We start from the raw sequence: 25,730 nt of genomic DNA on the forward strand, positions 1-25,730 counted from the left end.
GCGCGCACGGCCCTGACGGCACCAATGTCGATGTCTGCATACCCCCAGCCCGGCGCGTCAAGCGTGCTCAGCGCGATAATACCCGTATCCGGAAAACCGACATCCGACGGGCCAAACCGGTCGAGACATCCACCACAGACGACCAAGGTGCGGGCCCGATCACGGACGACATCACTGTAGCGTGTTGATTCTCTAACGCGCGGGCCCGCGCATCGATCCGAATCCAAGAATAGCCCGCAAAGGCTTTGGTCACGGAAGGCACCAAAATGAAATTGGCCTCGGCCAATGCCCGGCCAAAAAGCGGGAATTCACTGTCATAACTGATCAAAATGCCGATCTTGCCCAAGTCTGTGTCGAACAGCCGTGCACGGTTTACCGGGCGCGTGGTGCCGCCCGGCAACGCGTCAGTTGCAGGGCCTGAGCCAGCCAGAACATGCCCCTCCCTGCATTTGTGCCAGATCGGCATGTAATGCATCCGCAATCCGCGCCGCAACCGCATGCAACGAGGCCTCAAGATCGTTTGCGACCTCAGGTCCTGCCAAAGCGGCCAGTTCCATTACGCCAAATACAGGAAACACCAAAAGGGCCGCACCATGACGCGCCGCCTCTTCCATCCACGTTATCAGTTTGGTGGTGCAGGTGGCTCAATTGAGAAAGACATCGAGCGGATAAGAGCCTGTCGCGATTTTCGTATCCGCATGATGGTGGGCCACGACAACCTAAGCAAGTACGTGGATTTTTCCAAAAACCAGAATATAAAAAACGGATCTGTCATATTTTCATTGACGAACTTGCTTAGCAGTTTCAAAAAACGTGAAGCTAGAAGGAAAAAACCGAATGCTCAGCAAAGGCGTCACATTGCGCGGTCTCGAAGTATTCGAGGCCCTTGCCGCCACCGGATCGGTTGCACAAGCCGCAACCGTAACCGGGCTAAGTCAACCTGCCGTTAGCCAGCAATTACGCAATCTAGAAACGGCCTTGGCCACTGATCTGATCAATCACGGCAAACGCCCCATGCGGCTGACCCCGGCAGGCCAAAGTTTTCTAGCACGGGCCGAGGCAGCTTTGTCGCAACTGCGGCTGGCGCAATCCGAACTGACGGTCATGGACCTTGCGCATCTTTCAGCCTTGTCCATTGGCGTGATTGACGACTTTGAAAACGATCTAACACCGCGTCTTGTGACGATCTTGGCCGACAGTCTTACACGCTGCAAATTCACGCTCGCGACGGCGCCCAGCCATGAAATTCTGCGCTCAATTCGGGACAAAAGTTTGCACATCGCCATTTCGGCCAGCGACGGCACTATGAACGATGGGGTTCTGGAATACCCGCTGGCCCGCGATCCGTTTATCCTTGTCGCCCCGAAAGGGTTAACGCAACAAAACGACGTCCTGAGCGGCCTCTCACATCTGCCGTTTCTGCGGTACGAACGCGATCAATTGATCTCGCGCCAGATCGAAGCGCATTTGGCGCGGCAAAAGCTTAACCTTGTGGACCGCTTTGAAATCGGCAGCCACCTGGCCCTGATGGCCATGGTCGCCCGTGGCATTGGTTGGGCCGTGACGACCCCCCTTGGCTTTATGCGGGCCGGGCGGTTTCACGATCAAGTCGATGCCTTCCCCCTGCCCTTCGCCCCGTTTTCGCGCACGATTTCACTGTATGCCAGTGCCGATTGGGCCGGAAACGTGCCCACTGACGTGTCGCAGACCATGCGACGCCTGATCCAAACGCACGTGATTGACCCCGCTTTGGGGCACTTGCCTTGGTTGGCGGGTGAATTGCGGTTGATCGAAACTTAAGGCATTGGCCGAAAAAGCTGTGCCGGGCCTAGGATCGGCTTGATGTCCAACACTTCTGGCCCTGTATCCCGGCCAAAAATCATACGCCAATGGGTTTGTAGATTCGGCAAAACCGGGATGAAAAGCCCCCAAGTCAGCATCCAAAACATAAACGGCACCCAAATCACCCCAATCGCCAGCCCCACGCAACCAGCGATCAAGCGTGCCCGATCGGGATCCAAAAAGCGCGACAATCCCAGATGCACCAACCGTCCCCCATCCAAAGGCTGGAACGGAAACAAATTGAGGACGGCAAGGGCCAGATTGATACAACCGAATATAACCAACCACATCCAAAGGTGGGGGTTTTCTGCGATCACAGACGCATCGACACCTCGAAGCGTCAAATAAACGACGAAAACAACAGACGCCGCAAAGCTAGAAATGCCTATCGCAACACTGGCCATTGGCCCTGCCAGCACCATCCAAAAGACGCGGTTCACATCACCCCCGCCCGTGTCGCACACACCGCCTCCGAGCGTCAGCGCGATCCGCTCGACCTTCAAACCTTAGCGTCGTGCCCCCCACTCATGCCCAAGCACGGCCAGCGCGAACATCAAAGGAACGGCAAGAGCCTGAAACGACAACCCATTTGGCACCATCAGAATGGCGGTAAGCAACACGTAAAACAGCACTGCTCCGCGCGTCACGTCGATGCGTATTCCCAAAGACCGATTGCGCTCCAAATGACTGTGTTCAACTTCATGCCGGGACTTGCCTTTGCCGTGTCGCTTTGTTCAGGTGACAGTGAACCAGAATAAATGGACCGAAATGTGACGCATCCCTCCATCGTTATCCTGACAGGCGCAGGTATTTCAGCTGAAAGTGGCCTTGGCACCTTTCGCGACGAAGGTGGGCTGTGGGCGCAGCACCGGATCGAAGACGTGGCGACGCCCGAAGGGTTTGCGCGCAACCCAAGCCTTGTGGTGGAGTTTTACAATACACGGCGCGCACAAGCGCACGATGCCGTTCCCAATGCGGGTCACACGGCACTTGCGCGTTTACAACGTGAACACAAAGGCGAGGTGCTGCTTGTCACGCAGAACGTTGATGGGCTGCACGAAAAGGCCGGGAGCACGGATGTCGTCCACATGCACGGTGCGCTGAACTCTGCCCTGTGCAGCACTTGCGACCACCGCTGGGCGGCACCATTGGAAATGCAGGTCGGCGAGGCCTGCCCTAACTGTGCGGCCCCGACGGCGCGCCCTGACATCGTGTGGTTCGGCGAGATGCCCTATCACATGGATCGTATCGAGGCCGCTTTGATGCAGGCGGATATTTTTGTCGCCATCGGCACCTCGGGCAACGTTTACCCCGCGGCTGGTTTTGTGCAGATGGCACGCCATGTGGGGGCCCATACGGTTGAGATGAACCTTGATCCATCCGAAACCGTGGCGCTGTTCGAGGACACGCGCCCAGGCAAAGCGTCGATCACAGTTCCAGCGTGGGTGGATGACATTCTTGACAGCTAAGGCGCAGTAAACTGCGCCTTACAGGCTCTAAGATGGCCCTGTTTGCCGTTTCAAAGCACGAGACTGCTCTTGGACGTAAGGCGGAGGTATCCCTCCGCCCCTTTCCTTAGATTACTCGTTGGCCGCGCCGTGACCTGAATGATCGTGCGAGTCGTCTTTGTGGCCCGAATGATCATGAGAACCAGCTTTGGGTGTGCGTTCGTTGTCGACAGGAATGGTCACTGTCACTTCTCCGGCCTTTTCAAAGACCAGCGTGACTTCGATTTCATCGCCCTGTGTCAACGACCCCGTTAACCCCATCAGCATGACGTGATCTTTGCCACGCACCATTTGGTGTATGCCGCCAGCAGGCAGTGCAATCCCGCCTTCGATTTCGTGCATCTTCAGGATCCCATCACCGGTTTCAGTATGGGTGTGCAATTCCACACGCTTCGCCGCATCAGTACGCGCCCCGATCAGGCGATCGTTCGTATTGCCGGTGTTATGAAGCGTCACAAAAGCCGCACCTGCTTTGGCATTTGGACTAGCGGCACGCGCGTAAGAATCCATCACCACAACGCCGTCAGCAAAGGCTGGGACAGCCAAAAATGCAGCCGTCACAGCCGCCAAAATACGTACACGATAGGACATCATAGTCCCCTTTTCTTGATCTGATAGTTCTGAAAAATGAAAGACTGTTCAGATCAAAACAGGCGGTGCACGCGCCAATGCGCGCCCATAGGCCAGCAGACGCACAGCCAACGCGACCTCGCCCGCCGCGTGATGCGTAAAGACCGATGCATGCTCAAGAACAGGTGCCGCTGACGACAACACATCCAAACCATGCAATGCACAGTCCGGACACATGTGTGGTGCTTGTGTCGGTTCCCCTGTTGCGTCGACATAAACGGTAACCGCGCGCGCGCCCGCACAAATCACCATCCGGTCCACTGCGGGCTCTGCACCGCGCGCCTGCGCCATGTTGTGGCTGGTCACCACAAGCATCAGGCTAAAGAAAAGGGTTAGGCAACGACGCAACATAGGGCAAACTTTAGGCCACCCGAAGGCGACACTCAACTGCGACACTTTACAACAACAGTCACCAAAACATCACAAAAACGAAAACCCCGCCTGCAGTAAGCAGACGGGGTTAAATCCGTAATCGATTGTCCGAACGCTTACGCGCTGGCAGCTTGTGCCTTGGCAATCTCTTTTTTCACTTTCAGCATGCTGGCTGACAGTTCAGCGTCCTTGGCTTTCGCCATGAACCCGTCCAAACCACCACGGTGATCGACAGTGCGCAAAGCAGCTGCGCTGATGCGCATCTTGATGCCACGGCCCAACGCTTCGGACTGAAGCGTCACATCGTTCAGGTTCGGCAGGAAACGCCGACGTGTTTTGTTGTTGGCGTGGCTGACATTGTTGCCAGTCATCGGGCCTTTACCGGTCAATTCGCATACTCGCGACATGGGCGTACCTCGTCAGTTTGTGCGAAAGTCAGGCTATCGCAAATATCAATGGGGCACAGCGACAGCCAACCCCGGGAATCTGGTCTGGGGCTGATTAGGCCCCCCCCGCGCCCGCGTCAACCCCGTCCGGGCCATCCAGTCGCGCAATTCACACCTTACTGACCGGCTTGGCCCGCAATCAACGCCTGCGCCGCGGCCGCCGGCGTCAATTCACCCGCAGCCACACGGCTGCCAAGCGCGTCCATCGCAGCCCGCATATCCGCACCGCGCAATTGCGCAAGCAAGGCTTCGCGCACCTCTTCTTCGAACCAATATCGCGCCTGAGCCGCGCGTGTCGCATCAAAAAACCCGTTGGCACGGCGCCATTCGACCAAAGCCTGCATATCAGCCCAAGCCGTTTCCAACCCTTCTTCGGCCATGGCAGACACCATCATGGCACGCGGATAGCCATCCGGGTCCTGTTCGCGCTTGCGCAACAACCGCAATGCCCCCGCATAATCCGCACATGTGCGCGTGGCCGCCGGTTTCAGGTCACCATCGGCTTTGTTGACAAGGATCATGTCCGCCATCTCCATGATGCCGCGCTTAACACCCTGTAATTCGTCCCCCCCCGCCGGGGCCAGCAACAGCAAAAACAAATCCGCCATTTGCGCGACCACAGTTTCTGATTGGCCGACCCCAACAGTTTCAATCAATACCACGTCAAAGCCCGCGCCTTCGCACAGCGCGACGGCCTCGCGGGTGCGGCGCGCCACACCGCCCAAATGGGTACGGCTGGGCGAAGGGCGAATGAACGCCGCCGCCTCACGGCTTAAGCGGTCCATCCGCGTCTTATCACCAAGGATCGACCCACCCGACCGGGCCGAACTTGGGTCAACCGCCAGTACAGCCACACGCAAACCCGCGCGCACCAACATCATGCCAAAGGCCTCAATAAACGTGGATTTCCCCACCCCCGGCGTACCTGACAACCCGATACGAAGCGCTTGCCGGTTACGCGGCAAGGCGGCTATCACCTCTGCGCCTTGCGCCTGATGATCCGCGCGCGCGCTTTCCACCAGCGTAATGCCACGCGCAAGTGCGCGGCGTTCTCCGGCGGCAATGCGCTGTGCCAGATCGGTGGTGTCCATGGGCTGCTCTCCTTGGGTAAGGTTTTGTGCAACGGGGCACAAAATGTCCAGTGTTGGTGCGGTCTGCGGTGTTGGCGGCCCCGCCCACTTGCGCCATAACCCGGCACATGACGCATGACTTGCCCATCGACGTGATCCTGCCCGAGCTGATCGAGGCCTTGCGCACCCATGGCCGCGCGGTGCTGCAAGCGCCCCCCGGCGCGGGCAAAACCACACGCGTGCCCCTTGCGATGCTGGACGCAGGGCTGACCACAGGCAAAATCCTAATGCTTGAACCCCGTCGCCTTGCCGCACGCGCCGCTGCCGACCGTATGGCCGCAACCTTGGGGCAAAAGACCGGCGAAACCGTTGGCTATCGCATCCGGGGCGACAGCGCCGTCGGCCCGAACACCAGAATCGAGGTCGTCACCGAAGGCATCCTGACGCGCATGTTACAGGACCAACCGGACCTACCGGGCATCGGCGCAGTGATCTTTGATGAATTTCATGAACGTTCCTTAAACGCTGATCTTGGGCTGGCCCTGTGCCTTGAGGTCACAGAGGCCTTGCGCGACGACCTGATACTGTTGGCCATGTCCGCCACCCTTGATGCCGCCCCTGTCGCCGAGGTGATGCAAGCGCCCATCCTGACGTCCGAAGGTAAAAGCTTCGAAGTCACCCCCCTGTGGCTGCCAAAACCCACGCCAAAGGACACGCGTTTCGAAACCGCTATGGCCGACCTCACCCTTAAAGCTCTGCAAGAGGCCGACGGCTCCCTCCTTGCCTTCCTTCCCGGCGAAGGTGAAATTCGGCGAACCCTCGCCCTGATCGAAAACCGCGTGCCCAAGGGTACAACCGTGCACCCGTTATTCGGCGCGATGGATTTCAAAGCACAACGCGCTGCCATCACGCCGTCCGACGCGCGCAAAGTCGTGCTTGCCACCTCTATTGCCGAAACCTCGCTGACGATCCCCGATATCCGCATTGTAGTGGACGGCGGGCGGTCGCGGCGCGCGCAATTTGACGCAAGTTCGGGCATGTCCCGGCTGGTCACCGAAAAAGTCACCCGCGCCGAAGCAACGCAACGCGCAGGCCGCGCGGGTCGCGTCTCGCCCGGGGTTGCCTACAAACTTTGGACCAAAGGCGAAGATGGCGCACTGGCCGCCTTTCCACCGCCAGAAATCTCCAGCGGCGATCTGGCCGGGTTCGCGCTGGAGCTGGCCGTATGGGGCACCGAAGATGGTCTGCGCTTTGTCACGCCCCCACACGAGGGACGGCTCAGCGAAGCGCGCAGCTTATTACACATGCTCGGCGCACTTGACGGCAATCAGCGCATTACAGATCACGGCCGTGCGCTGGCAAAGCAACCCTTGCACCCCCGGCTTGCGCATATGCTGGTGAAAGGCGGCGAACAGTCCGCCATCCTTGCCGCGCTGTTGGCCGAACGTGACCCCTTGCGCAATCGCGGCACGGATCTGGCCCTGCGGATGCGCGCGATCCATAATCCAAACGCATTTGCCGACGCCCATCGCGGCACCATCGCGCGGATCAAAGACGAAACCAAACGGCTCAAACGCGCGACGACCAAACGCGCCAAACTGGACTTGGGCGAACTGGCCGCCCTCGCCTATCCTGATCGCATCGGGTTACGACGCGCAGGGGCCGCGCCGCGTTATGTCCTGTCAGGTGGCAAGGGTGCAATCCTGCCCCAAGGCGACGCGCTGGCAGGCCACCGCCTGATTGTGGCCACCGACCTTGATGGCGACCCGCGCGAAGCCCGCATTCGTCAAGCCGCCGCTTTGTCGATGGAAGGTCTCGAAGCCCTGTTTGGCGATCAAATCAAATGGCACAACATCTGCACATGGTCACGCCGCGACCGCGCTGTGCTGGCCCGCAAACTCCGCCGCTTTGGTGCATTGATCCTAGAAGACAATCCTTGGCACGACGCCCCTGATGCGGATGTGGCAAAGGCGATGCTTGATGGCATCCGTGAGTTGGGCCTAAAGCCCTCCCGCGCCGCACGCCGCCTAATGGCAAGGGCTGCGTTGATGGGTGATGACTTCCCTGACATCAAAGAAACCACCCTGATGGAGACACTCGAAGACTGGCTCTTGCCGCACCTGATGTCCGTGCGCACCGCTGCTGATTGGAAAAGCTTCGACATACTTCCCGCCCTGCAAAGCCACCTCGGATGGGACAACACGCAGCGGCTAGATCGGGCCGTACCGGGGCATTATGAAACACCACTGGGGCGCAAAATCGCAATCGACTACGACGAAGCCACACCCGGCATAAACGTCCGCTTGCAAGAAATGTTCGGCGTCACACGCCACCCCATGGTGGGCCAAACACCGCTCCAAGTCACACTGTTGTCCCCCGCCCAGCGCCCCGTCCAAGTCACCTCCGACCTACCTCGCTTTTGGCGCACGTCATACGAAGACGTGCGCAAAGACATGCGCGGCCAATACCCCAAGCATCCCTGGCCCGAAGACCCCACGCAAGCAGACCCGACTTTACGCGCCAAACCCCGAAAATAGATCTGTTTTCTTTGGGTTCAAAGTACCTTGGGGGAATCCGAAAGGATGGGGGTGAAACCCCCTAAAACATGTCGTCGCGCCAGCGGCCTTCGGATCAAGATTTCTGGCCGCGCACCTGCTCTACACCCAGCCCGGGCGGCCCGTCAGCGGCCGCTTCGGCGGCCCGAATCAACACCCGCATGCGCGCATTCAAAGGGGCTTGGCGTCCGAAACGCTCTGCCAATTGCAAGATCGCACCTTGAAGCGCTTCAATTTCAGTTTTTCGACCATGTTGAAGATCATCCCACATAGATGACCGCGCCTGCCGATCAATTGTCAGCATTTGGCTGGCAACGATGCGAAATAACGACGTCGGGAGCCTCAAAATATGTGGAATCAAACCCGGAGGCACAGCTGACGTCTTGGCCGGAGAAATATTGGCCGCGCGTAGCACGCGTAACGCCTCGATCATTTGATCCGCCATCAACAAGCGCCACTTGCGATCGTTCAATTGATCCAGCAAGGGCATATCCGCCAGCGCATTAACAGCGTTGCCCAGATTGATAAGCAACTTCCCCCATTGCACGGCCTCGATATTATCAACCGAACGCCATGTTGCATGCGTCCCGCTCAGTTCCGGCAACGGACCTTGCTCAACCAAAATGTCACCCGATGTCGCGCGATGATACTGTCCCGGTGCGCTCGACACGACATTGAATGGAACCATTCCGCCGCGCACATCAGCGCCCGGCAACACATCTCGTAAAGTAGACGCATTGCCGACCCCGTTTTGTAAGCTGATCACCTGCGCCGACCGCGCGTAGGTGTTGATCACACGGCCCATTTTCTCGGTATCGCCGGCTTTGACGCACACCAACACAAGATCTGCACCGTCCAAGGCCTGTTCTTCATCTTCAAAGGCCAAAATTTCTGGCACATGCAGGTCCAACCCGCCAAAGTCGCTTAACCGCAGCCCTTGTTTGCGCACCGCCTCGATCATTGACGGGCGCGCCAAAAAGCGGACGTCAAACCCTTGGTGAACCAAGAGGCCACCCACGAAACAGCCAATACTGCCCGCCCCTGCGATTGTGATGCGTGACCGGTTCATGAAACTACACTCCTAAACACCAGCGCATGATCGACTTTTGCGCATGTAAACGGTTTTCCGCCTCATCAAAGATCACGGAATGCGGGCCATCCATGACTTCCGAGGTCGCCTCATCATCGCGGTGGGCAGGAAGGCAGTGCATGAACAGACTGTCCGCATTTGCCTTGGCCATGAGGTCTGCGTTGACCTGATAGCCCCGCAATTGGTTGTGGCGCCGCTCGCGTGCGGATTGCGGGTCGTGCATCGACACCCACGTGTCAGTCACCACAAGGTCTGCGCCCTGCACCGCTTCATTCGGGTCGCGCACGGAGGTGTAAAGCCCCTTCAGCGCGGCTTCAGGTTCCAATGTTTCGGGCCCGGTGAAAACCAGCTCGAAATCCAACTGTTTGGCTGCGTGGGCAAAGCTTGCAAACACGTTGTTGCCATCGCCGGACCATACGACTTTTTTGCCTTTTATGGGACCGCGATGTTCCTCAAAGGTCATGATGTCGGCCATGATCTGACAGGGATGTGTGCGATTGGTAAGCCCATTGATCACCGGAACCGAAGCATGTTCGGCCATTTCCAGCAGCGTGGCTTCCTCAAAGGTGCGGATCATAATCAGGTCGACGTAACGTGACAGCACCCGAGCAGTGTCGGCGATGGTTTCGCCGTGTCCCAGTTGCATATCGCTGCCTGACAACACCATCGTTTGCCCGCCCATCTGGCGCACCCCCACATCAAAGGACGCGCGCGTACGCGTCGAGGGCTTTTCAAAGATCAACGCAACCATGTGTCCGGCAAGCGGTTGGTCTTCGTCCATGGTGCCTTTGGGCAGGCCTGCGCGCGCCTTTTTGATGGCCTGCGCGTTATCGATGATTCCGCGCAGTGCGGTCGGGTCAGTCGTGTGGATATCGAGGAAATGGGTCATTCTGGTATCTCTTTGTGGAGAGTGCCGGGGGCCAGCCCCCGGACCCCCGGAGTTTATTTAGCAAGATGAAGGAGGATCAGTCCGAAAGGGATTTTGCGGCTTTGTCGAGGCGATCCACCGCTTGCGCGATTTCTGCGTCGGTGATGTTAAGCGGGGGTAACAGGCGGATGGTGTTATCGGCGGCCGGCACTGTCAGCACGTCTTGATCATAGGCGGCTTGCACGACGTCCATGTTGGTCGCTTTACATTTCAGCCCCACCATCAGGCCCTGCCCACGTACAAAATCAAAGACGTCGGGGTGTGCCGCGACCAAGCCTTCGAGCTTTTGCCGCAGGCTGCCTGATTTGCGGTTCACTTCGGACAAAAATTCAGGCGTGTTTACAATATCCATCACAGCATTCCCGACAGCGCATCCCAATGGGTTGCCTCCATAAGTCGAGCCATGCGTGCCTGCTGTCATGCCACTGGCCGCGTTTTCGGTTGCCAAGACACAGCCCAAGGGAAAGCCCCCGCCGATGCCTTTGGCGACCATCATGATATCGGGTTCAATCCCCGCCCATTCGTGTGCAAAGAGCTTGCCGGTGCGTCCAACGCCGCATTGCACTTCGTCCAATATCAGCAGGATGCCGTGTTCATCGCACAGATCGCGCAGTCCCTTTAGACATTGATCGGGCAATGGAATGATGCCGCCTTCGCCTTGGATAGGTTCGACCAAAATGGCAGCCGTTTTGTCGGTGATCGCAGGCGCAACCGCATCGTGTTCTGCAAACGGCAGGTGGACAAAGCCGGGCAGCAAAGGCCCAAAGCCTTTGGTCATTTTTTCCGACCCTGCCGCCGCGATGCCAGCAGATGAGCGGCCATGAAAGCTGCCTGAGAAAGTAATGATGTCGACCCGTTCAGGCACGCCTTTTTCATACCAGTACTTACGGGCCATTTTCACAGCCAGTTCGCAGGCCTCGGTGCCCGAGTTGGTGAAGAACACTGTGTCAGCAAATGTTGCATCCACCAGCTTGTCCGCCAGCGTTTTTTGCTGCGGAATTTCGTACAAGTTTGAGGTGTGCCAAAGCGCACCGGCCTGTTCGGTCAGTGCCTCGGTCAATGCGGGGTTGGCATGGCCCAGAACGTTCACCGCAATGCCAGCGCCAAGATCCAGAAAACGTCGCCCGTCTGCTTCGATCAGCCAAGCGCCTTCCCCTTTAACAAAGCTAAAGGGCGCGCGGTTATAGGTCGGCAGAACGGAAGCGATCATCGGGATCATCCTTTTGAAAGGCCAAATACGTCAAACACGTTGGTGCATGAGGCATCGGGCGGGGTCAACAAAATTGCAAGTGAGGGGGACGTGTACAAGACACAGGTGATCTATCGCAGGTTTAGCTGCGGCGCGTGTTTCGTCGGAAGGGCACAAGAGCGATCATGTCATGGCACTAACGCAGCGCGTACAACAATACCAGAGCGTTTTGTGCCTTGCATGGCCGTCCAAACAGGCGCAGAGCAGCAAGGTGTATTCCGCAAAACCTCATAATCCGGCCCTTGCTGCGACGCTGATTGCGATCGCCTGTGCATTCATTGCCTATACGACACTTGCCGCCAAAACACTGGCCAGCGCCCAGTTTGGCCCCCCAATGAACCCGTTTCAAATTGTGTTTGGACGGTATCTGTTTGCCTTTCTGATTTTCACAACTGCGGCTGCTCTGCTTCGCCCCAGTTTGGATCGCCCCCACGTGCCGCTGCACCTAACGCGCACGCTTGCCGGTTGGGCGGGTGTTGTGCTGATGTTTGCCAGCGTGGCCTATATTCCGCTGGCCGATGCCACGGCGATTTCCTTTTTGAATCCAGTCTTTGGCATGATCTTTGCCATTCCGCTGTTGGGCGAAAAGGTGGGTAAGTGGCGTTGGATGGCCGCGGGCATCGCATTTATCGGGGCTTTGATCTTACTGCGTCCGACCCCTGACAGTTTTCAGCCGGCCGCGTTGTTGGCGCTGGGGGCTGCCTTTGCTTTAGGGTTCGAGCTGAACATCATGAAAATGCTGACGCGCCGAGAGAATCCCTTTGCGATCCTTTTGTTCAACAACGCCGTTGGTGTCATCATATCCAGTGTCGCACTGTTGTGGGTGTGGATTTCACCGACCGGCATCCAATGGGTGCTTATGGCCAGCATCGGATGCGCAATGGCTGTGGCGCAAACCTGCTTTGTCAATGCGATGGCGCGGGCCGATGCCAGCTTTGTTGCGCCCTTTAGTTACGGCACGCTTATTTTTGCGGCAGTGTATGACATCGTGTTCTATGACGTGGTGCCAGATGCCGTTACGATCCTAGGCGCCAGCGTAATCATTGCCGGTGCGCTTTTGCTTGCGTGGCGAGAGGGACGAAAGGTTACGCGCCAAGCTGATTAAGCTCCCTTGTAACTTTGGCGTGCGCCATTAGAATGCGCTTTGAGTACGAAATTATGGGCGGCCCCTGCGGGAGGCCGCTTTTTAGCGAAGAAAGCCTGCCGATGTCCTGGACTGACGAGCGCGTTGAAACACTGAAAAAGATGTGGGGCGAAGGCCAGTCGGCCAGCCAGATCGCCAAAGAACTTGGCGGTGTGACCCGCAACGCGGTCATCGGCAAGGTGCACCGTTTGGGCCTGTCAAACCGCGCAGGCACTGGCGCGAGTGCCGCCAAAGCAGAACCCAAGGCCAAGCCCGCCACGCCCAAGGTCGAGGCAAAGCCCAAGCCGCAGCCCCAAGCTCAGCCGCAAATGAGAACAGAGCCTGCGATCAAGCCAGTTCCGCCCGGCGAAAGCCGTCCGAACTTGCCCGCGCGCAAACAGATTATCCCTGCGGGTCAGCCTTTGCCGCCGCAGCCTTCGGCCAATGAAATCAGCCCAGAGGCACTGGCCAAGGTCAACGAAGTCGAAAAGAAGGCCAAAAAGATCGGCCTGATGGAATTGACGGAACGCACATGCAAATGGCCCGTGGGTGACCCTGCGACGGAAAACTTTTGGTTTTGCGGTTTGCCCGTGCAACAAGGCAAACCCTATTGCGAGGCCCATGTAGGCGTCGCGTTCCAACCTATGTCTTCGCGTCGCGATCGCCGCCGTTGATCTGATCGAAACGCACACAGCAACGTATTTAAGGCGGGGATGAACCCTCGCCTTTTTTGTGCGCACGTCGGGGCGTTTCAAGCAGGAATTCAGAAATCCAAACCACCCAGCCCAGTCTGAAGTAATATATTTCAACGGGTTAGGTGGTAAATGACATGGCAGGCCGTTTGCGCTTCGCTTTAGCGCGATGAAACAGGCGCAGACAGGCTATTCAAGATTGGGCAATTGGGTCTGTCATTGCCGTCGCATGACGTGACGAGATCCGTCAAAGTATCACGCATGGCCGACAAGTCAGCAATTTTGACTTCGATTTCGCTTAGGTGATCCTTTGCGATTTGCTTCACGTCTGCGCTGGCCCGCGCATTGTCTTCCCAAAGCGCAAGCAGCGACCGGCAGTCGTCAATCGAAAAGCCCAGTGCGCGGGCGCGCGCCAAAAAGTTAAGCTGATGTAGGTTCGTGTCGCTGAATGTCCGATAACCATTGGTACTACGCTTTGGGCGGATCAAACCAATGTCTTCATAATAACGGATTGTTTTGGCCGGCAAACCAGACGCCGTCGCCGCTTGCGAGATATTCATGTTCGTCCTTTCCCACGCAATCGCAGCGCGTTTGTCACCACAAAGACAGAAGACAGCGCCATCGCCAGTGCCGCCAATTGCGGCGAAAGCTGTGGACCACCCAAGGGCACAAGCGCGCCAGCCGCCACCGGGATCAAAAGCGTATTGTACCCAAACGCCCATGCAAGGTTTTGCCTGATGTTCCCAAGCGTCGCGGTACTCATGGTCAATGCACGCAGCACAGCATCGGGTTCGGCCGACATCATCACCACATCAGCAGCTTCGATTGCGGCATCGTTCGCGCCATTCACCGCCAGACCCACATGTGCAGCCGCCAAGGCGGGGGCGTCGTTAATGCCGTCTCCGACAAATGCGATGGGGCCGTATGCTTCGCGCAGCGTGTTGAGGGCTGCCACCTTGCCGTCGGGGCGCACATTCGCAACCACATGATTGATGCCTAAGATTTGTGCGACGTGATCCGCCGTACCCTGTGCATCGCCAGAGATCATCGCAACACGGCGTCCCGTCGACTTGAGTGCCGCAATGGTTTGCGCAGCACCCGGACGGATTTCATCGCTTATGGCAATAACACCGGTATGAATGCCGTTGACCGCGACATGCACAGAGGTCGTACCGGTCTTGGCCCAGATGTCAGCTTGGGTCAGCCAATCTTGCGATGCTTTCACCCCTGCGCGCTGCAACATTTCCGCATTCCCAATAACCACCTGTTTTCCAACCACCGTGGCCAGGGCTCCTTCGCCCAAGATGGCATCAAAATCTGTGGTCTCGGCTGGGATAACTTCGACTGCAGCCACAATTGCACGGGCAATGGGATGTTCAGAGTGCTGTTCAACCCCCGCCGCCAAGCGCAGAAAGTCGCAGTCTTCATCGCCCATTGTTTCTATCACCACAGGTGTGCCGCGTGTCAGCGTACCTGTTTTGTCAAAGGCAATGACCTGTGCGTCCTGCAAGTGTTGTAGTGCAGCGCCTTTGTGAAACAGCACACCCAACTCTGCGGCACGCCCTGTGCCGACCATGATCGACATCGGCGTCGCCAACCCCATCGCACAAGGACAAGCGATGATCAGCACAGATACTCCCGATACGACCGCAGGCCCCAATCCGGCCAAGATCCACCACAGCCCAAAGGTCACCGTGGCAATGACCAGCACCACAGGGACGAACCATGCGGTAACGCGGTTGACCAACGCCTCGACCGGCAAGCGCGCGGATTGCGCCGCTTCGGTCAACGCCGTGATACGCGCCAGTACAGTGTCTTGGCCCACATGCGTCGCGCAGTAGGTCAGGCTGCCAGTGCTTGCTAACGTACCGGCCGTGACTGTGTCGCCGGGACGTTTCAGAACCGGAATCGGTTCCCCCGTGAGCATGGATTCGTCCACATGCGTTTCGCCATGCGTCACTTCTCCATCGACGGCGATGCGCCCGCCGGGACGCACACGCAGGGTATCGCCAACCCGCACATCACCAAGAGGGACCTGTTCAAACCGCCCGTCTTTTTCAACTTCGGCTTCGTCCGGGCGCATCCCTAGCAAACGCCGTACAGCATCACCGGTGTGACCCTTGGCGCGCGCCTCAAGCCAGCGCCCCAAAAGGATCAGCGTCACAATGACCGCAGCAGCTTCAAAGTAAACGCCCGCAGGCGGCAGAACGTTCGGGAACAGCACGGCAATCGCGGAAAACCCAAAGGCCACCCCCGCGCCCAGCGCCACCAGTGCGTCCATGTCCGGACGCGCCGAAAGCAAACCCGGAATGCCGCGTCGAAAGAACCCAGCCCCCGGCCCCACAAGCACAAGAGCCGTCAAAATCAATTGGATCATTTGGCTGGTTGCCAGACCGATCGTTCCAGCGATCCAGTGATGAAATGCCGGAAAGATGTGGCCCCCCATTTCCATGGCAAACACCGGCAACGTCAAAATTAAGGACAACAGAAAACGATGCAGCAGGGGCTGGACCAGATCTTTTTCCTCAGTTTCGCCTTCTGCTTGATCTACGGGATATCCGGCGTTGGCAAGGGCGGCTTGCAGCCCATCGCCATTGCCCAAAACCTCGACATGCAATGCCCGTGTCGGCAGCTTCGCTTCGGCGCGCAGAACACCAGGCACGGCCTGCGCCGCGGCCTCGATCCGCGCCGTGCATGACGCGCAGGACATCGCCGGGATGCCCAAGCGTAGGTGCGACACTTTGGCCGGATAGCCTGCATCGCCCAAAGCCTGCACAACAACATCGGGTTCAACGCCCGTAATTCGCGCACTGTGGTCGGCCAAATTCACCCGCACATCACGTGCTCCGGGTACTGCATTTAGTGCTGTTTCGGCACGCCCTACACAAGATGCGCAGTTCAGGCCCGTAACGGCGAAGGTTAGGATTGAGTCTGTCATATCCTCCACATAGGGGTTCCCGTTACTGGAAGGTCAAGGGGGAGATATGCGTTCAATGAAACATTGTTCAACGCAGGTGTGAGTTGTACCAAAACCAGACCCATGACAGGAAGGCGCAAAGCCTGTGCCATTTTGAAAGACCGAGTGATGAAAGACATGCCACCCTCTCCTCCGCGCGCTGCCGATGTGCTGGCGGCACGGCTATATGACGCGGGCTGTCGCTTTGCGTTTGGGATGCCCGGAGGCGAAGTTCTGACGCTTGTCGATGCGCTGGAACGGGCGGGGATTCGGTTTGTTTTATGTAAGCATGAAAACGCCGCAGCATTCATGGCCGAAGGCGCGTGGCATCGCACAGGCGCACCCGGCATTCTGGTCGCCACCGTTGGCCCCGGCGCGTTGAACGGCGTGAACGCCGTCGCCAATGCCCACCAAGATCGCGTGCCTTTGATTGTATTGGCAGGATGCGTCGATGCGGACGAAGCCCAAACCTATACTCATCAGGTGCTGGATCAGACGGCAGTCTTTCGGCCCATCACCAAAGCAACGTTTACGCTGAACACTGGGGCCGCCCATGTGATCGCCGACAAAGCCGTCAGCATCGCAACCGAAGGACGCCCCGGCCCGGTTCACATCGATGTGCCAATCACCGTCGCCGTTACGCCTGTAACTCCTGACATTCCGGCCAAACGCGCACCGGCAACACCCGTCGTTCCAGCACCCGCGCAACTTGACGAAATGCGCGCCCATTTGGCCCGTGCCGAACGTCCCGTTCTGATTGTTGGCGTTGACGCGTTGACCCAAGGGTTCGACCCTCGCCGCACTGATATGGCCGAAGATTTGCGCGCCTTCGCAGAGCGCTTCAACGTGCCCGTCATCACCACCTACAAGGCCAAAGGGTTATTGCCCGAAGATCATGCCTTGGCCTTGGGCGGTGCAGGATTGTCCCCCAAAGCTGACGGAATCCTGTTGCCGCTGGTGCAGCGCGCAGATCTGATCATTGGGCTTGGGTATGACCCGATTGAAATGCGCACCGGCTGGCGCGATTTCTTCTTTCCCGGCATCCAGACCATGATCGACATCACGGCAGAACCGAACCACCATTACATGCACCAAGCCTCAATGAACGTAATCGGCGACTGTGCCGCGACGCTTGCGGCGATGGCCGATGGCGTTGCCCCGCGTGACACATGGACAGCAGGTGAAATCCAAACAGCCAAGGCTGCACTTGGTGCAGCCTTTCCCAGCGACGACGCATGGGGTCCGGCGGCAGTGATCGACACCTGTCGCACGTCCTTGCCCCGCGACACGTTGGCCACCGCCGACAGTGGTGCGCACCGCATTTTACTCAGCCAAATGTGGCACTGCTATGAACCGCGTGGGTTGATGCAGTCTTCGGCACTTTGCACCATGGGGTGCGCTGTTCCGCTTGCTATGGGCGCGCAGGTGATTGAACCAGACCGCCCTGTCGTCAGCTTTTCCGGCGACGCCGGGTTTTTAATGGTCGCGGGCGAATTGACTACAGCCGCCGAGCTGGGTTTGAAAACCATATTTGTGGTCTTTGTTGACGCATCCCTATCGCTGATCGAACTCAAGCAACGCCAACGCCAATTGACCAATGCAGGCGTAGATTTTGCCAAACACGACTTTGCCGCCATGGGGCGCGCCTTTGGCGGAGCGGGGCACACTGTGACCTCACGCGCCGAACTTGAAACCGCGCTTAAGGCCGCACAGACCAGTGAAACCTTTACCGTGATCGCAGCCGTGATCGAACGAGGGGCCTATGACGGACGCATCTAAAACAAACACCGCTAAAACGCCGGGCGCGCTGGACGGTGTCTTTGTCCTTGATTTGTCGCGCATCTTGGCCGGGCCGACCGCCACGCAGCTACTTGGCGATCTCGGCGCGACGGTCATCAAGGTTGAAAACCCCAAAACCGGCGGTGATGATACGCGTGGTTGGGGGCCGAACTATGCCAAAGGGGCAGATGGGCAACCCACTGACCTTTCAGCCTATTTCATGGCGGCCAATCGCAACAAACAATCCATTTCGGTGGATATTTCCACCCCCGAGGGTCAAGATACGGTCCGCCAACTTGCCGCCCGCGCCGACATCGTCATTGAAAACTACAAACCTGACGGTTTGGTTAAATATGGTTTGGATCACGCGACATTATTGAAGGCTCATCCGGGGCTTGTGTACTGTTCGGTTTCGGGGTTTGGCCAAACTGGTCCAAATCGGGATCAACCGGGTTATGACCTGATGGCCCAAGGCTATGGCGGGATCATGTCTCTTACGGGTGATCCGGAAGGTGCGCCGACCAAAGTTGGCGTTGGAATCGCGGATGTCATGTGCGGCATGTATGCGACCATCGGCATTCTTGCCGCCTTACGTCACCGCGACGCAACCGGCGTTGGTCAACACATCGACTTGGCCTTGGTGGACGCCCAAATGGCATGGCTCATCAATGAGGGCTGCAATTTCCTGACCTCTGGCCAAGTGCCCGAACGTCGTGGCAATGCGCACCCCAATATTGTGCCCTACGACACGTTCCAAGCAAGCGATGGCCACCTGTTGATCGCCGTCGGAAACGATTCGCAATTTGCGCGCTTTTGCGACGTGATCGGCGCGCCAGACCTAGGCCGCGACGCGCGATTTGTTACAAATATGGGTCGGATCGAACACCGCGAGGCCTTGATTCCGGCTTTGCGTAAAGTGCTTGCAACGATGACCAAGGCCGAAATCCTTTCAAAGCTGCATTCTGTCAAAGTGCCATGTGGCCCTATCCACGACATCGCCGAAGCTCTGAATTCGGATCAGGCACAGGCGCGTGGCACCGTGGTCAAAGCGGCACGCGATGATGTGGCCGACGGCCATGTACGCCTTTTGGCAAACCCGCTTAAGTTTTCAGCAACACCAGTGCGGTACGACCGGGCGCCACCCCGTTTCGGACAGGATACAGAGGCAGTACTTGCCATGCTCACCCCCTCAACAGGACAGGACAGAAAGTCCTGAATTTCAGAGGCTTGGCTGAATTCCGCCGCTTTTCCGTCAAAACATGGGAAAAAACGCCTAGAAACTGATCCTTTGCTATTCACGTGTCCGTGTGACAGCAGGTCAAAGACTGCTTTTCACGCCCATATGCTCTACAACGTCTTAAGTCACATGTTACGAGGTACTCCACCCATGATGCACGATATTTGCCAATCCCCCGTCTCTCTGGAGGATCCCGCCGATCTGATAGAGTGGAACGGGTTGATCCGCGCATTCATGTCTCACGGTACAGCAACGCCGACCCATTTGGGCGCGCTGCTGTCGAGTGCGCCACAGTTTGCTATGGGTTACGCAGCCAAAGGGTTGTTCTCGCTCATGATGGGGCGCAAAGAACTGAACGTCGTCGCACATCAAGCCGGGCAAGACGCCGTGGCAGCCCTTGCCGCGTCTGGCGGTAGCACCCGCGAACGTCTTTGGGTACGCGCCCTTGGTGAATGGCTCGAGGGTCGTCCATCTGGCGCCATCGCCGCGATGGAACGTATCCTTGCCGAGCACCCAACCGATACATTGTCCGCCAAGGTTAGCCATGCGATCCGTTTTATCCTTGGGGACGGCGTTGGCATGCGGTCTTCGATCGAAAATGTTCTGGATGCTCACAAAGGGCACGAGCTTGAAGGCTATGTGCTTGGTTGTCACGCGTTCACACTGGAAGAAACCGGTGAATATGATGCAGCCGAGGCAACGGGCCTAAGAGGTCTGCAATTGGCCACGGATGATGCTTGGGGTCTGCACGCAGTTGCCCACGTTTATGACATGACCGCGCGCCCGGATCACGGCATTTCCCTGATCGAAAACAATACATGCGCTTGGAATCACTGCAATAACTTCCGCTACCACGTGTGGTGGCACAAAGCGTTGCTGCACTTGGACCGGGGCGAGAATGACATCGTGCTTGCGATTTACGACGACCAAGTGCGCGCCGAAAAAACTGACGATTACCGCGACATGGCCAATGCCACATCGCTGCTAACACGCCTTGAATTGGAAGGTGTCAATGTTGGCAAACGTTGGGACGAATTGGCAGACTTTGCGCAAAACCGCACGGATGACGGGTGTTTGGTCTTTGCAGATCTCCACTATCAGCTGGCTCTTGCTGGTGCCGGTCGCACTGAAGCCCAGACCGCAATGACCACGCGCTTTGCTTCTGATGCTGCCCGCGCGGGCGAAATGCCATCGCGCGTTGCCAACCCGGGCAAAGCCGCACTTGCCGGGCTGAACGCGTTTTCCGAAGGACGATACGACGCGGCCTTTCAAAACCTCGCGTCTGCCCGACCGGGCATGCAAACCATTGGTGGCAGCCACGCCCAACGCGACGTGTTTGAGCGTATGACCATCGATGCCGGTCTACGTGCAGGCAAGATGGACGCAACTGAGGCACTCATCGAAGACCGTATTGCGCGCCGCGCAGGGGCCATTGACCGCTTTGCCTCTACCCGTTTGAGCAGCATCCGCGACTCGCGGCGCATTCCTGCGCAGTAATGCCCTGTTGCCCGCGTGGTTTCGTCACATATTCTTATGTGTGACGACGCGCGGGGCAAGACTCTCATAACAAAGAAGATTAATAACCGGCCATGACATTTGCCGATCCAACACAAACAAGCGCGTCCCCTGCGGCCGCAGCCCCTGTCGCAACACCTCGTGTTCGCGATATTCGCTTAGATTTCTTTCGTGGACTTGCGATGTTCATCATCCTGTTTGCCCACACGCCGGGCAACATGTTCACCAGATGGATTCCAGCCCGCTTTGGATTTTCCGACGCCACAGAGATCTTTGTCTTTTGTTCCGGGATGGCATCGGCCATCGCCTTTGGCGCGACCTTTGACAGGTCGGGATGGTTTTTAGGAACAGCCCGGGTGATTTACCGCATTTGGCAAGTATATTGGGCCCATATCGGCCTGTTCTTTGCCACGGCTGGCATGTTGGCCTTTTTGTCAGATCTCACATTCACCGAACGAAATTACTGGGGGCAGCTTAATCTTTGGATGCTGTTTGTCGAAAGCGAAAATTGGACAAACCCAGACATGCTGTACCGGTTTATGACCCTGCAGTGGGTGCCCAACCTGTTCGACATCCTGCCGATGTACATGGTCATTCTGGCCATGATGCCGGTGGTGATTGTGCTGGGGCGCACCAATTTCGCCTTGCTAGCGGTCGTCAGCTTGACCATGTGGTTCTTTGCGCAACGCGGCTTCATGGAGGCCCTCGGGCTGCCCTACCTTAACTTCACAGCCGAACCGTGGGTTGGCCGTGATGATTGGCAAAGACGCTGGTTCTTGAACCCCTTTGGTTGGCAACTGGTCTTCTTTACAGGGTTTGCGTTTATGCGCGGTTGGATTCCCAAACCGCCAGTGACGCCTGTGCTGATCGCGATCGCTACGTTTTTCGTATTGGCAAATGTGCCGCTGTCCAGCATCGGCGTGCGTGAGTTCGGCTTTGATTGGGCCCGCGATTGGCGCATTGAAAACCGCCCTTGGATTTCCAAATCCGATTTCGGCATTTTGCGGTATGTCCAATTCTTGTCACTGGCCTATTTGGCTTGGGTCATTGCTGGTGACAAAGGTAACCGCATCCGCGCCGGGGCCAGCACATTGGGTCGCATTTGGGGGCCTGTCCTTCAGATCATCCTGAGAGTGGGACAACAGTCGCTGGCCGTCTTTGTTGTGTCGATCTTTGTGGCCCGCTTTAATGGTTTTGCCTTGGACATGCTGGGCCGCGAGGTTGGCACGGTTTGGGCCGTCAACCTGTTTGGCTGCGGCTGTTTGATCCTGACAGCCTATTTGGCTGGGTGGTTCAAAGGCACACCATGGAAACCGAAGGTGGCGCGCTGATGCTGCGACGCGAATTCCTGTCTGCAATCGCCGCACTGGCTGCCGCCCCCAGCGCAAGCTGGGCGCAAGAGGCAGACGTGCCCGGATTGCAGCTGGGAGATGCGACATCGTTTTCTGCCTCAGACGTCATCGAACGTGCCCGCGAAATGGCGCGCCGCGACTACAAAGCCCGCCCTCTGATTCCAGAGGCGTGGCAGAACCTAACCTACGACCAGTATCGCAAGATTTGGTTTGATGCCCGCAATGCCCTTTGGGAAAACACGGATGCGCCACAACGTGTCGATGTGTTTCCACCGGGGTTGTATTACCCGCAGGCGGTCCGCACCTATGTGGTCGAAGACGGGCAAGCCCGTCCCATGCAGTTCGATTTGGGCGTTTTTGACACCACCGACAAGTTCCCTAACGTGCCAACAGACGACACGTTGGGATATTCCGGCCTACGCATGCGCGCCGAATTGCGCCAGCCCGGCATCTTTGAAGAATACGCCGTGTTCCAAGGTGCCAGCTATTTCCGCGGCATCGGGTCCGACAATGTGTATGGCCTATCGGCACGCGGCCTTGCGCTGAAAACCGGCGACCAAATGGGCGAGGAATTTCCTGACTTTACCCATTTCTGGCTGGAACGCCCTAAAACTGGCGCGCCGACGATTATCCTTCATGCGTTGCTCGACAGCCCCTCCTGCACGGGGGCCTACCGTTTTGCTATCACGCCGGGCCAACCGCTGGCGATGGAGGTCGAAGCCGAGATCTTTGCACGCAACACGCTGACCCATGTTGGCATTGCGCCGCTGACATCGATGTTCTTGTTTGATGACACAGACCGCCAGCGGTTCAACGATTTCCGCCCTGCCGTGCACGACAGCGACGGGCTGATGATCCACAATGGTGCTGGCGAAGTCATCTGGCGGCCCTTGGCCAACCCGACGTCACTGCAAATCAGTTCCTTTAGCGATATGAACCCGCGCGGTTTTGGCCTGATGCAACGCGCCCGATCGTTTGGGGATTTCAACGACCTTGAGGCGCTTTATCATCGCCGTCCCGGCCTGTGGGTGACCCCCGGCGAAGGCTGGGGTCGCGGTCACGTGCAACTGATCGAAATCCCTGCTGACCTTGAAATTTACGACAACATTGTCGCGTTTTGGCGCCCTTCGGCCGACATCGAAGCTGGCACATCGCACCGCATGACGTATCGCCTTGATTGGGGCAGCGATCCAGCGCCGAAAGCCGCGATGCCGCTGCGTGTCATCAACACAGCCGCCGGTGGGCGCCCCGAAGGTGGGCGTATCTTTGCCCTCGACTTTGAAAACGCCGCCCACGTCCCCCAAGATGTATCCAAGATCGAACGCCTTGTGCGCAGTTCTGCTGGCGAGGTCACGGAAGGCATCGTGCAACGCAACCCCGCCACTGGCGGGCCGCGCCTTGCCTTTACCTTTAAACCTGGCGACGCCCGATGGGCCGAATTCCGTGCCCAATTGCGCCTTGATGGCGAAGCACTCAGCGAAGTATGGCTTTATCGGTGGACAAAAACCTGATGTCATATCCTCGGAACATGCCACAACCTGCGCCGCTTGCGATGCCCGAGCAGGACTTTTCTGCCGCTCCGCAAGTGTCGCACGCGGCGCGCAATAAGCGTGATCCGTTGTGGCGTATTGCCGTCTTTGTGCCTGCGTTGGTGACAACAGGGCTGATGATTTGGGCGTTTCACGGCCTGTTCGAACCGTCCGGCATGACCACGTTGGAATATTTTCTGCTGGCATTGATCGGGCTGACCTTTGTCTGGGTCACACTGGCGGTATCGACTGTGACGGTTGGCCTTCTGGGGCGGCTTGAAGCCGAAGAAAAGACCGCACAGGCCGCGCCTTTGGATGTTGCCTTGCTGGTTCCGGTTTATAACGAAACGCCTTGGGATGTGTTTGGCAACGCCGAGGCGATGTTGAACGATCTGGCGCATCAAACTGGCGGGCATCGCTACAGTCTGTTTGTTCTGTCCGACACACGTGATGACGCAATTGCTGCTCAGGAATGGCAGGCATTTGAGGCCTTACAGGCCATTGCCCCCTTTCCCGTGTATTACCGGCGTCGCGATGACAATATCGATCGTAAAGTGGGCAATTTGCTTGATTGGGTCACCGGGTGGGGTGCCGCTTACGAATCGATGCTTGTGCTGGATGCCGACAGCCTAATGACCGGACGCGCCATTGATCGGCTGGCCTGCGAACTGGCGGCTGATCCGCAATCCGGCCTCATCCAAAGCTTTCCACAGTTGATCGGGGCAGGCACGCTGTTTGCACGTATGCAACAGTTTTCCAATGTCGCTTATGGCTGGTTACTGGCCGAAGGACTTGCGCATTGGGCCCGCACCGAAGGTAACTATTGGGGTCACAACGCGATTATTCGCACCCGTGCTTTTGCATCATCCGCAGGCCTGCCGCATTTGCGTAGCTTAACGGGGCGCAAAGACTTGATCCTGAGCCATGACTTTGTCGAAGCATCCCTGCTGCGTCGTGCCGGATGGCGTGTGCGGTTTTTACCGCGCGTGTCCGGCAGCTTTGAAGAAACGCCCGGCACGTTGATCGATTATGTCCTGCGCGACAACCGCTGGTGCCGAGGCAACTTGCAACATTTGCGCCTTTTGACCACGCGCGGACTTCATCCCGTTAGCCGCTTTCACCTGTTTCAAGGTGCTGCGGCCTATCTTATGTCGCCCGCATGGTTTGTATTGCTGGTCTTTTGGGCGCTGTTGGGGCGGGATTCTGAAACCAACGTGATTTCTTACTTCAACGAAGCCAATCCGCTGTTCCCAAACTGGCCCCCGGCTATGACCCACATCGATAGCGCGGTCTTTCTGGTGGTGATGTATGCGATGCTGCTGGCGCCAAAAATCACCAGCGCGGGCATCATAATCGCGCACGCGAAGGCAGTGAAACTTTTTGGCGGGCGTCGGTCATTTACCATCGCAGTTGTGCTCGAACTGGTCCTTTCGGTGGCTTACGCGCCAATCATGATGATCCAACAAACTCGTGCAGTACTGCGATCTTTGTTTGGGCGCGGCTCTGGCTGGCAGCCTCAGCAACGCGACGCGCGAGCCTATCCGTTTTCAACACTGGTGAAATTCCACTGGATCGAAACCGTGCTGGGTGTCTTGCTGCTGGTCGGGCTGACGGCTGGTCTGGTTTCGTGGTGGTTGTTGCCGATTATGGCCAGCCTGATATTGGCCGTGCCGCTGTCTGCCCTCAGCGCAACGACGTCGCACATCCTGCGCCTTGATAATCCGTTGACCTTGCGCGAACCCACCATCGTTGCGCGCGCCCGAACTGCGCGTGCTGATCTGCGCAAACAGATCGAAGACCCCGAGGTCGAAACCTCGGAAATCCCAGCTGAGTAAGCCAAAACGTTAAAATGCAGAG

Annotated in this window: 23 protein-coding genes; 11 read left to right on the forward strand and 12 right to left on the reverse strand. The window is 57.7% G+C overall.

Annotation, left to right across the window (positions count from 1 at the left end):
* Positions 1 to 67: 67 nt before the first annotated feature.
* Positions 68 to 499, reverse strand: a complete 432-nt coding sequence (locus ABJF76_RS13145; RefSeq protein WP_413819664.1) for a nitrilase-related carbon-nitrogen hydrolase — start codon at positions 497 to 499, stop codon at positions 68 to 70.
* Between the two features lie 338 nt (positions 500 to 837).
* Here ABJF76_RS13145 and ABJF76_RS13150 point away from each other — a divergent pair, with 338 nt between their 5' ends.
* Positions 838 to 1,800: a LysR family transcriptional regulator gene (locus ABJF76_RS13150; protein ID WP_413819663.1), complete on the forward strand. Its 963-nt coding sequence runs from the start codon at positions 838 to 840 to the stop codon at positions 1,798 to 1,800.
* Here the strand turns inward: ABJF76_RS13150 and ABJF76_RS13155 are convergent.
* Together ABJF76_RS13155 and ABJF76_RS13160 are read right to left on the reverse strand one after the other, a co-directional pair.
* Positions 1,797 to 2,345, reverse strand: a complete 549-nt coding sequence (locus tag ABJF76_RS13155) for a site-2 protease family protein (RefSeq protein ID WP_413819662.1) — start codon at positions 2,343 to 2,345, stop codon at positions 1,797 to 1,799. The two genes, ABJF76_RS13150 and ABJF76_RS13155, sit on opposite strands and share 4 nt — an antisense overlap.
* Positions 2,346 to 2,348: 3 nt before the next feature.
* Positions 2,349 to 2,489 (reverse strand): hypothetical protein, encoded by a 141-nt coding sequence (locus ABJF76_RS13160; protein ID WP_413819661.1) that lies wholly within the window; start codon positions 2,487 to 2,489, stop codon positions 2,349 to 2,351.
* 123 nt (positions 2,490 to 2,612) lie between these two features.
* Here ABJF76_RS13160 and ABJF76_RS13165 point away from each other — a divergent pair, with 123 nt between their 5' ends.
* Positions 2,613 to 3,311 (forward strand): NAD-dependent deacylase, encoded by a 699-nt coding sequence (locus tag ABJF76_RS13165; RefSeq protein WP_413819660.1) that lies wholly within the window; start codon positions 2,613 to 2,615, stop codon positions 3,309 to 3,311.
* 111 nt (positions 3,312 to 3,422) lie between these two features.
* On the opposite strand, the gene ABJF76_RS13170 is transcribed toward ABJF76_RS13165, so the two are convergent.
* The 4 genes from ABJF76_RS13170 to meaB all read right to left on the reverse strand — a co-directional run bounded on the left by ABJF76_RS13170 (position 3,423) and on the right by meaB (position 5,889).
* The gene (locus tag ABJF76_RS13170) at positions 3,423 to 3,941 is read right to left on the reverse strand and encodes a copper chaperone PCu(A)C (protein WP_413819659.1); all 519 of its coding nucleotides are present in this window, start codon (positions 3,939 to 3,941) and stop codon (positions 3,423 to 3,425) included.
* A gap of 48 nt (positions 3,942 to 3,989) precedes the next feature.
* Positions 3,990 to 4,331, reverse strand: coding sequence for a hypothetical protein (locus ABJF76_RS13175; protein ID WP_413819658.1), 342 nt, complete (start codon positions 4,329 to 4,331; stop codon positions 3,990 to 3,992).
* 137 nt (positions 4,332 to 4,468) lie between these two features.
* Entirely contained in the window at positions 4,469 to 4,759 is a 291-nt protein-coding gene (rpmB, locus tag ABJF76_RS13180) for a 50S ribosomal protein L28 (protein ID WP_413819657.1), read from the reverse strand.
* Between the two features lie 155 nt (positions 4,760 to 4,914).
* Complete coding sequence (meaB, locus tag ABJF76_RS13185) at positions 4,915 to 5,889, reverse strand: methylmalonyl Co-A mutase-associated GTPase MeaB (RefSeq protein WP_413819656.1); 975 nt, start codon at positions 5,887 to 5,889, stop codon at positions 4,915 to 4,917.
* Positions 5,890 to 5,996: 107 nt separating this feature from the next.
* On the opposite strand from meaB, the gene hrpB reads away from it, so the two are divergent.
* Complete coding sequence (gene hrpB / locus ABJF76_RS13190) at positions 5,997 to 8,405, forward strand: ATP-dependent helicase HrpB (RefSeq protein WP_413819655.1); 2,409 nt, start codon at positions 5,997 to 5,999, stop codon at positions 8,403 to 8,405.
* A 94-nt stretch (positions 8,406 to 8,499) separates the two neighbouring features.
* Here the strand turns inward: hrpB and ABJF76_RS13195 are convergent, their stop codons facing one another.
* The 3 genes from ABJF76_RS13195 to ABJF76_RS13205 form a co-directional block, all read right to left on the reverse strand.
* The gene (locus ABJF76_RS13195; protein WP_413819654.1) at positions 8,500 to 9,492 is read right to left on the reverse strand and encodes a 2-dehydropantoate 2-reductase; all 993 of its coding nucleotides are present in this window, start codon (positions 9,490 to 9,492) and stop codon (positions 8,500 to 8,502) included.
* A gap of 4 nt (positions 9,493 to 9,496) precedes the next feature.
* On the reverse strand, positions 9,497 to 10,402 hold the full coding sequence (argF, locus tag ABJF76_RS13200) for an ornithine carbamoyltransferase (RefSeq protein WP_413819653.1): 906 nt from the start codon (positions 10,400 to 10,402) through the stop codon (positions 9,497 to 9,499).
* 76 nt (positions 10,403 to 10,478) lie between these two features.
* Positions 10,479 to 11,651, reverse strand: coding sequence for an aspartate aminotransferase family protein (locus ABJF76_RS13205; protein WP_413819652.1), 1,173 nt, complete (start codon positions 11,649 to 11,651; stop codon positions 10,479 to 10,481).
* 169 nt (positions 11,652 to 11,820) lie between these two features.
* Here ABJF76_RS13205 and ABJF76_RS13210 point away from each other — a divergent pair, with 169 nt between their 5' ends.
* Together ABJF76_RS13210 and ABJF76_RS13215 are read left to right on the forward strand one after the other, a co-directional pair.
* Positions 11,821 to 12,795 (forward strand): DMT family transporter, encoded by a 975-nt coding sequence (locus ABJF76_RS13210; RefSeq protein ID WP_413819651.1) that lies wholly within the window; start codon positions 11,821 to 11,823, stop codon positions 12,793 to 12,795.
* Between the two features lie 101 nt (positions 12,796 to 12,896).
* On the forward strand, positions 12,897 to 13,487 hold the full coding sequence (locus ABJF76_RS13215) for a GcrA family cell cycle regulator (RefSeq protein WP_413819650.1): 591 nt from the start codon (positions 12,897 to 12,899) through the stop codon (positions 13,485 to 13,487).
* Between the two features lie 179 nt (positions 13,488 to 13,666).
* Here the strand turns inward: ABJF76_RS13215 and cueR are convergent, their stop codons facing one another.
* Positions 13,667 to 14,065, reverse strand: a complete 399-nt coding sequence (cueR, locus tag ABJF76_RS13220; RefSeq protein WP_413819649.1) for a Cu(I)-responsive transcriptional regulator — start codon at positions 14,063 to 14,065, stop codon at positions 13,667 to 13,669.
* Positions 14,062 to 16,443, reverse strand: coding sequence for a heavy metal translocating P-type ATPase (locus ABJF76_RS13225; protein ID WP_413819648.1), 2,382 nt, complete (start codon positions 16,441 to 16,443; stop codon positions 14,062 to 14,064). Before ABJF76_RS13225 ends, cueR begins: the two co-directional genes overlap by 4 nt.
* Before the next feature lie 156 nt (positions 16,444 to 16,599).
* Here ABJF76_RS13225 and ABJF76_RS13230 point away from each other — a divergent pair, with 156 nt between their 5' ends.
* From ABJF76_RS13230 to mdoH, 6 genes are all read left to right on the forward strand, one after another.
* A complete protein-coding gene (locus ABJF76_RS13230) occupies positions 16,600 to 18,240 on the forward strand; it encodes a thiamine pyrophosphate-binding protein (protein WP_413819931.1) in 1,641 nt (546 codons plus the stop codon).
* A complete protein-coding gene (locus ABJF76_RS13235; RefSeq protein ID WP_413819647.1) occupies positions 18,224 to 19,456 on the forward strand; it encodes a CaiB/BaiF CoA transferase family protein in 1,233 nt (410 codons plus the stop codon). The genes ABJF76_RS13230 and ABJF76_RS13235 overlap by 17 nt, the downstream gene beginning before the upstream one ends.
* Before the next feature lie 171 nt (positions 19,457 to 19,627).
* A complete protein-coding gene (locus ABJF76_RS13240; RefSeq protein ID WP_413819646.1) occupies positions 19,628 to 20,974 on the forward strand; it encodes a tetratricopeptide repeat protein in 1,347 nt (448 codons plus the stop codon).
* 92 nt (positions 20,975 to 21,066) lie between these two features.
* Positions 21,067 to 22,323: an OpgC family protein gene (locus ABJF76_RS13245; RefSeq protein ID WP_413819645.1), complete on the forward strand. Its 1,257-nt coding sequence runs from the start codon at positions 21,067 to 21,069 to the stop codon at positions 22,321 to 22,323.
* Positions 22,299 to 23,855 (forward strand): glucan biosynthesis protein, encoded by a 1,557-nt coding sequence (locus ABJF76_RS13250; RefSeq protein ID WP_413819644.1) that lies wholly within the window; start codon positions 22,299 to 22,301, stop codon positions 23,853 to 23,855. The genes ABJF76_RS13245 and ABJF76_RS13250 overlap by 25 nt, the downstream gene beginning before the upstream one ends.
* Positions 23,855 to 25,708, forward strand: coding sequence for a glucans biosynthesis glucosyltransferase MdoH (gene mdoH / locus ABJF76_RS13255; RefSeq protein ID WP_413819643.1), 1,854 nt, complete (start codon positions 23,855 to 23,857; stop codon positions 25,706 to 25,708). The genes ABJF76_RS13250 and mdoH overlap by 1 nt, the downstream gene beginning before the upstream one ends.
* The last annotated feature ends 22 nt before the right edge of the window (positions 25,709 to 25,730 follow it).

The organism is Tateyamaria sp. (assembly GCF_039940735.1).
In the GTDB taxonomy this organism is placed as follows: domain Bacteria; phylum Pseudomonadota; class Alphaproteobacteria; order Rhodobacterales; family Rhodobacteraceae; genus Tateyamaria.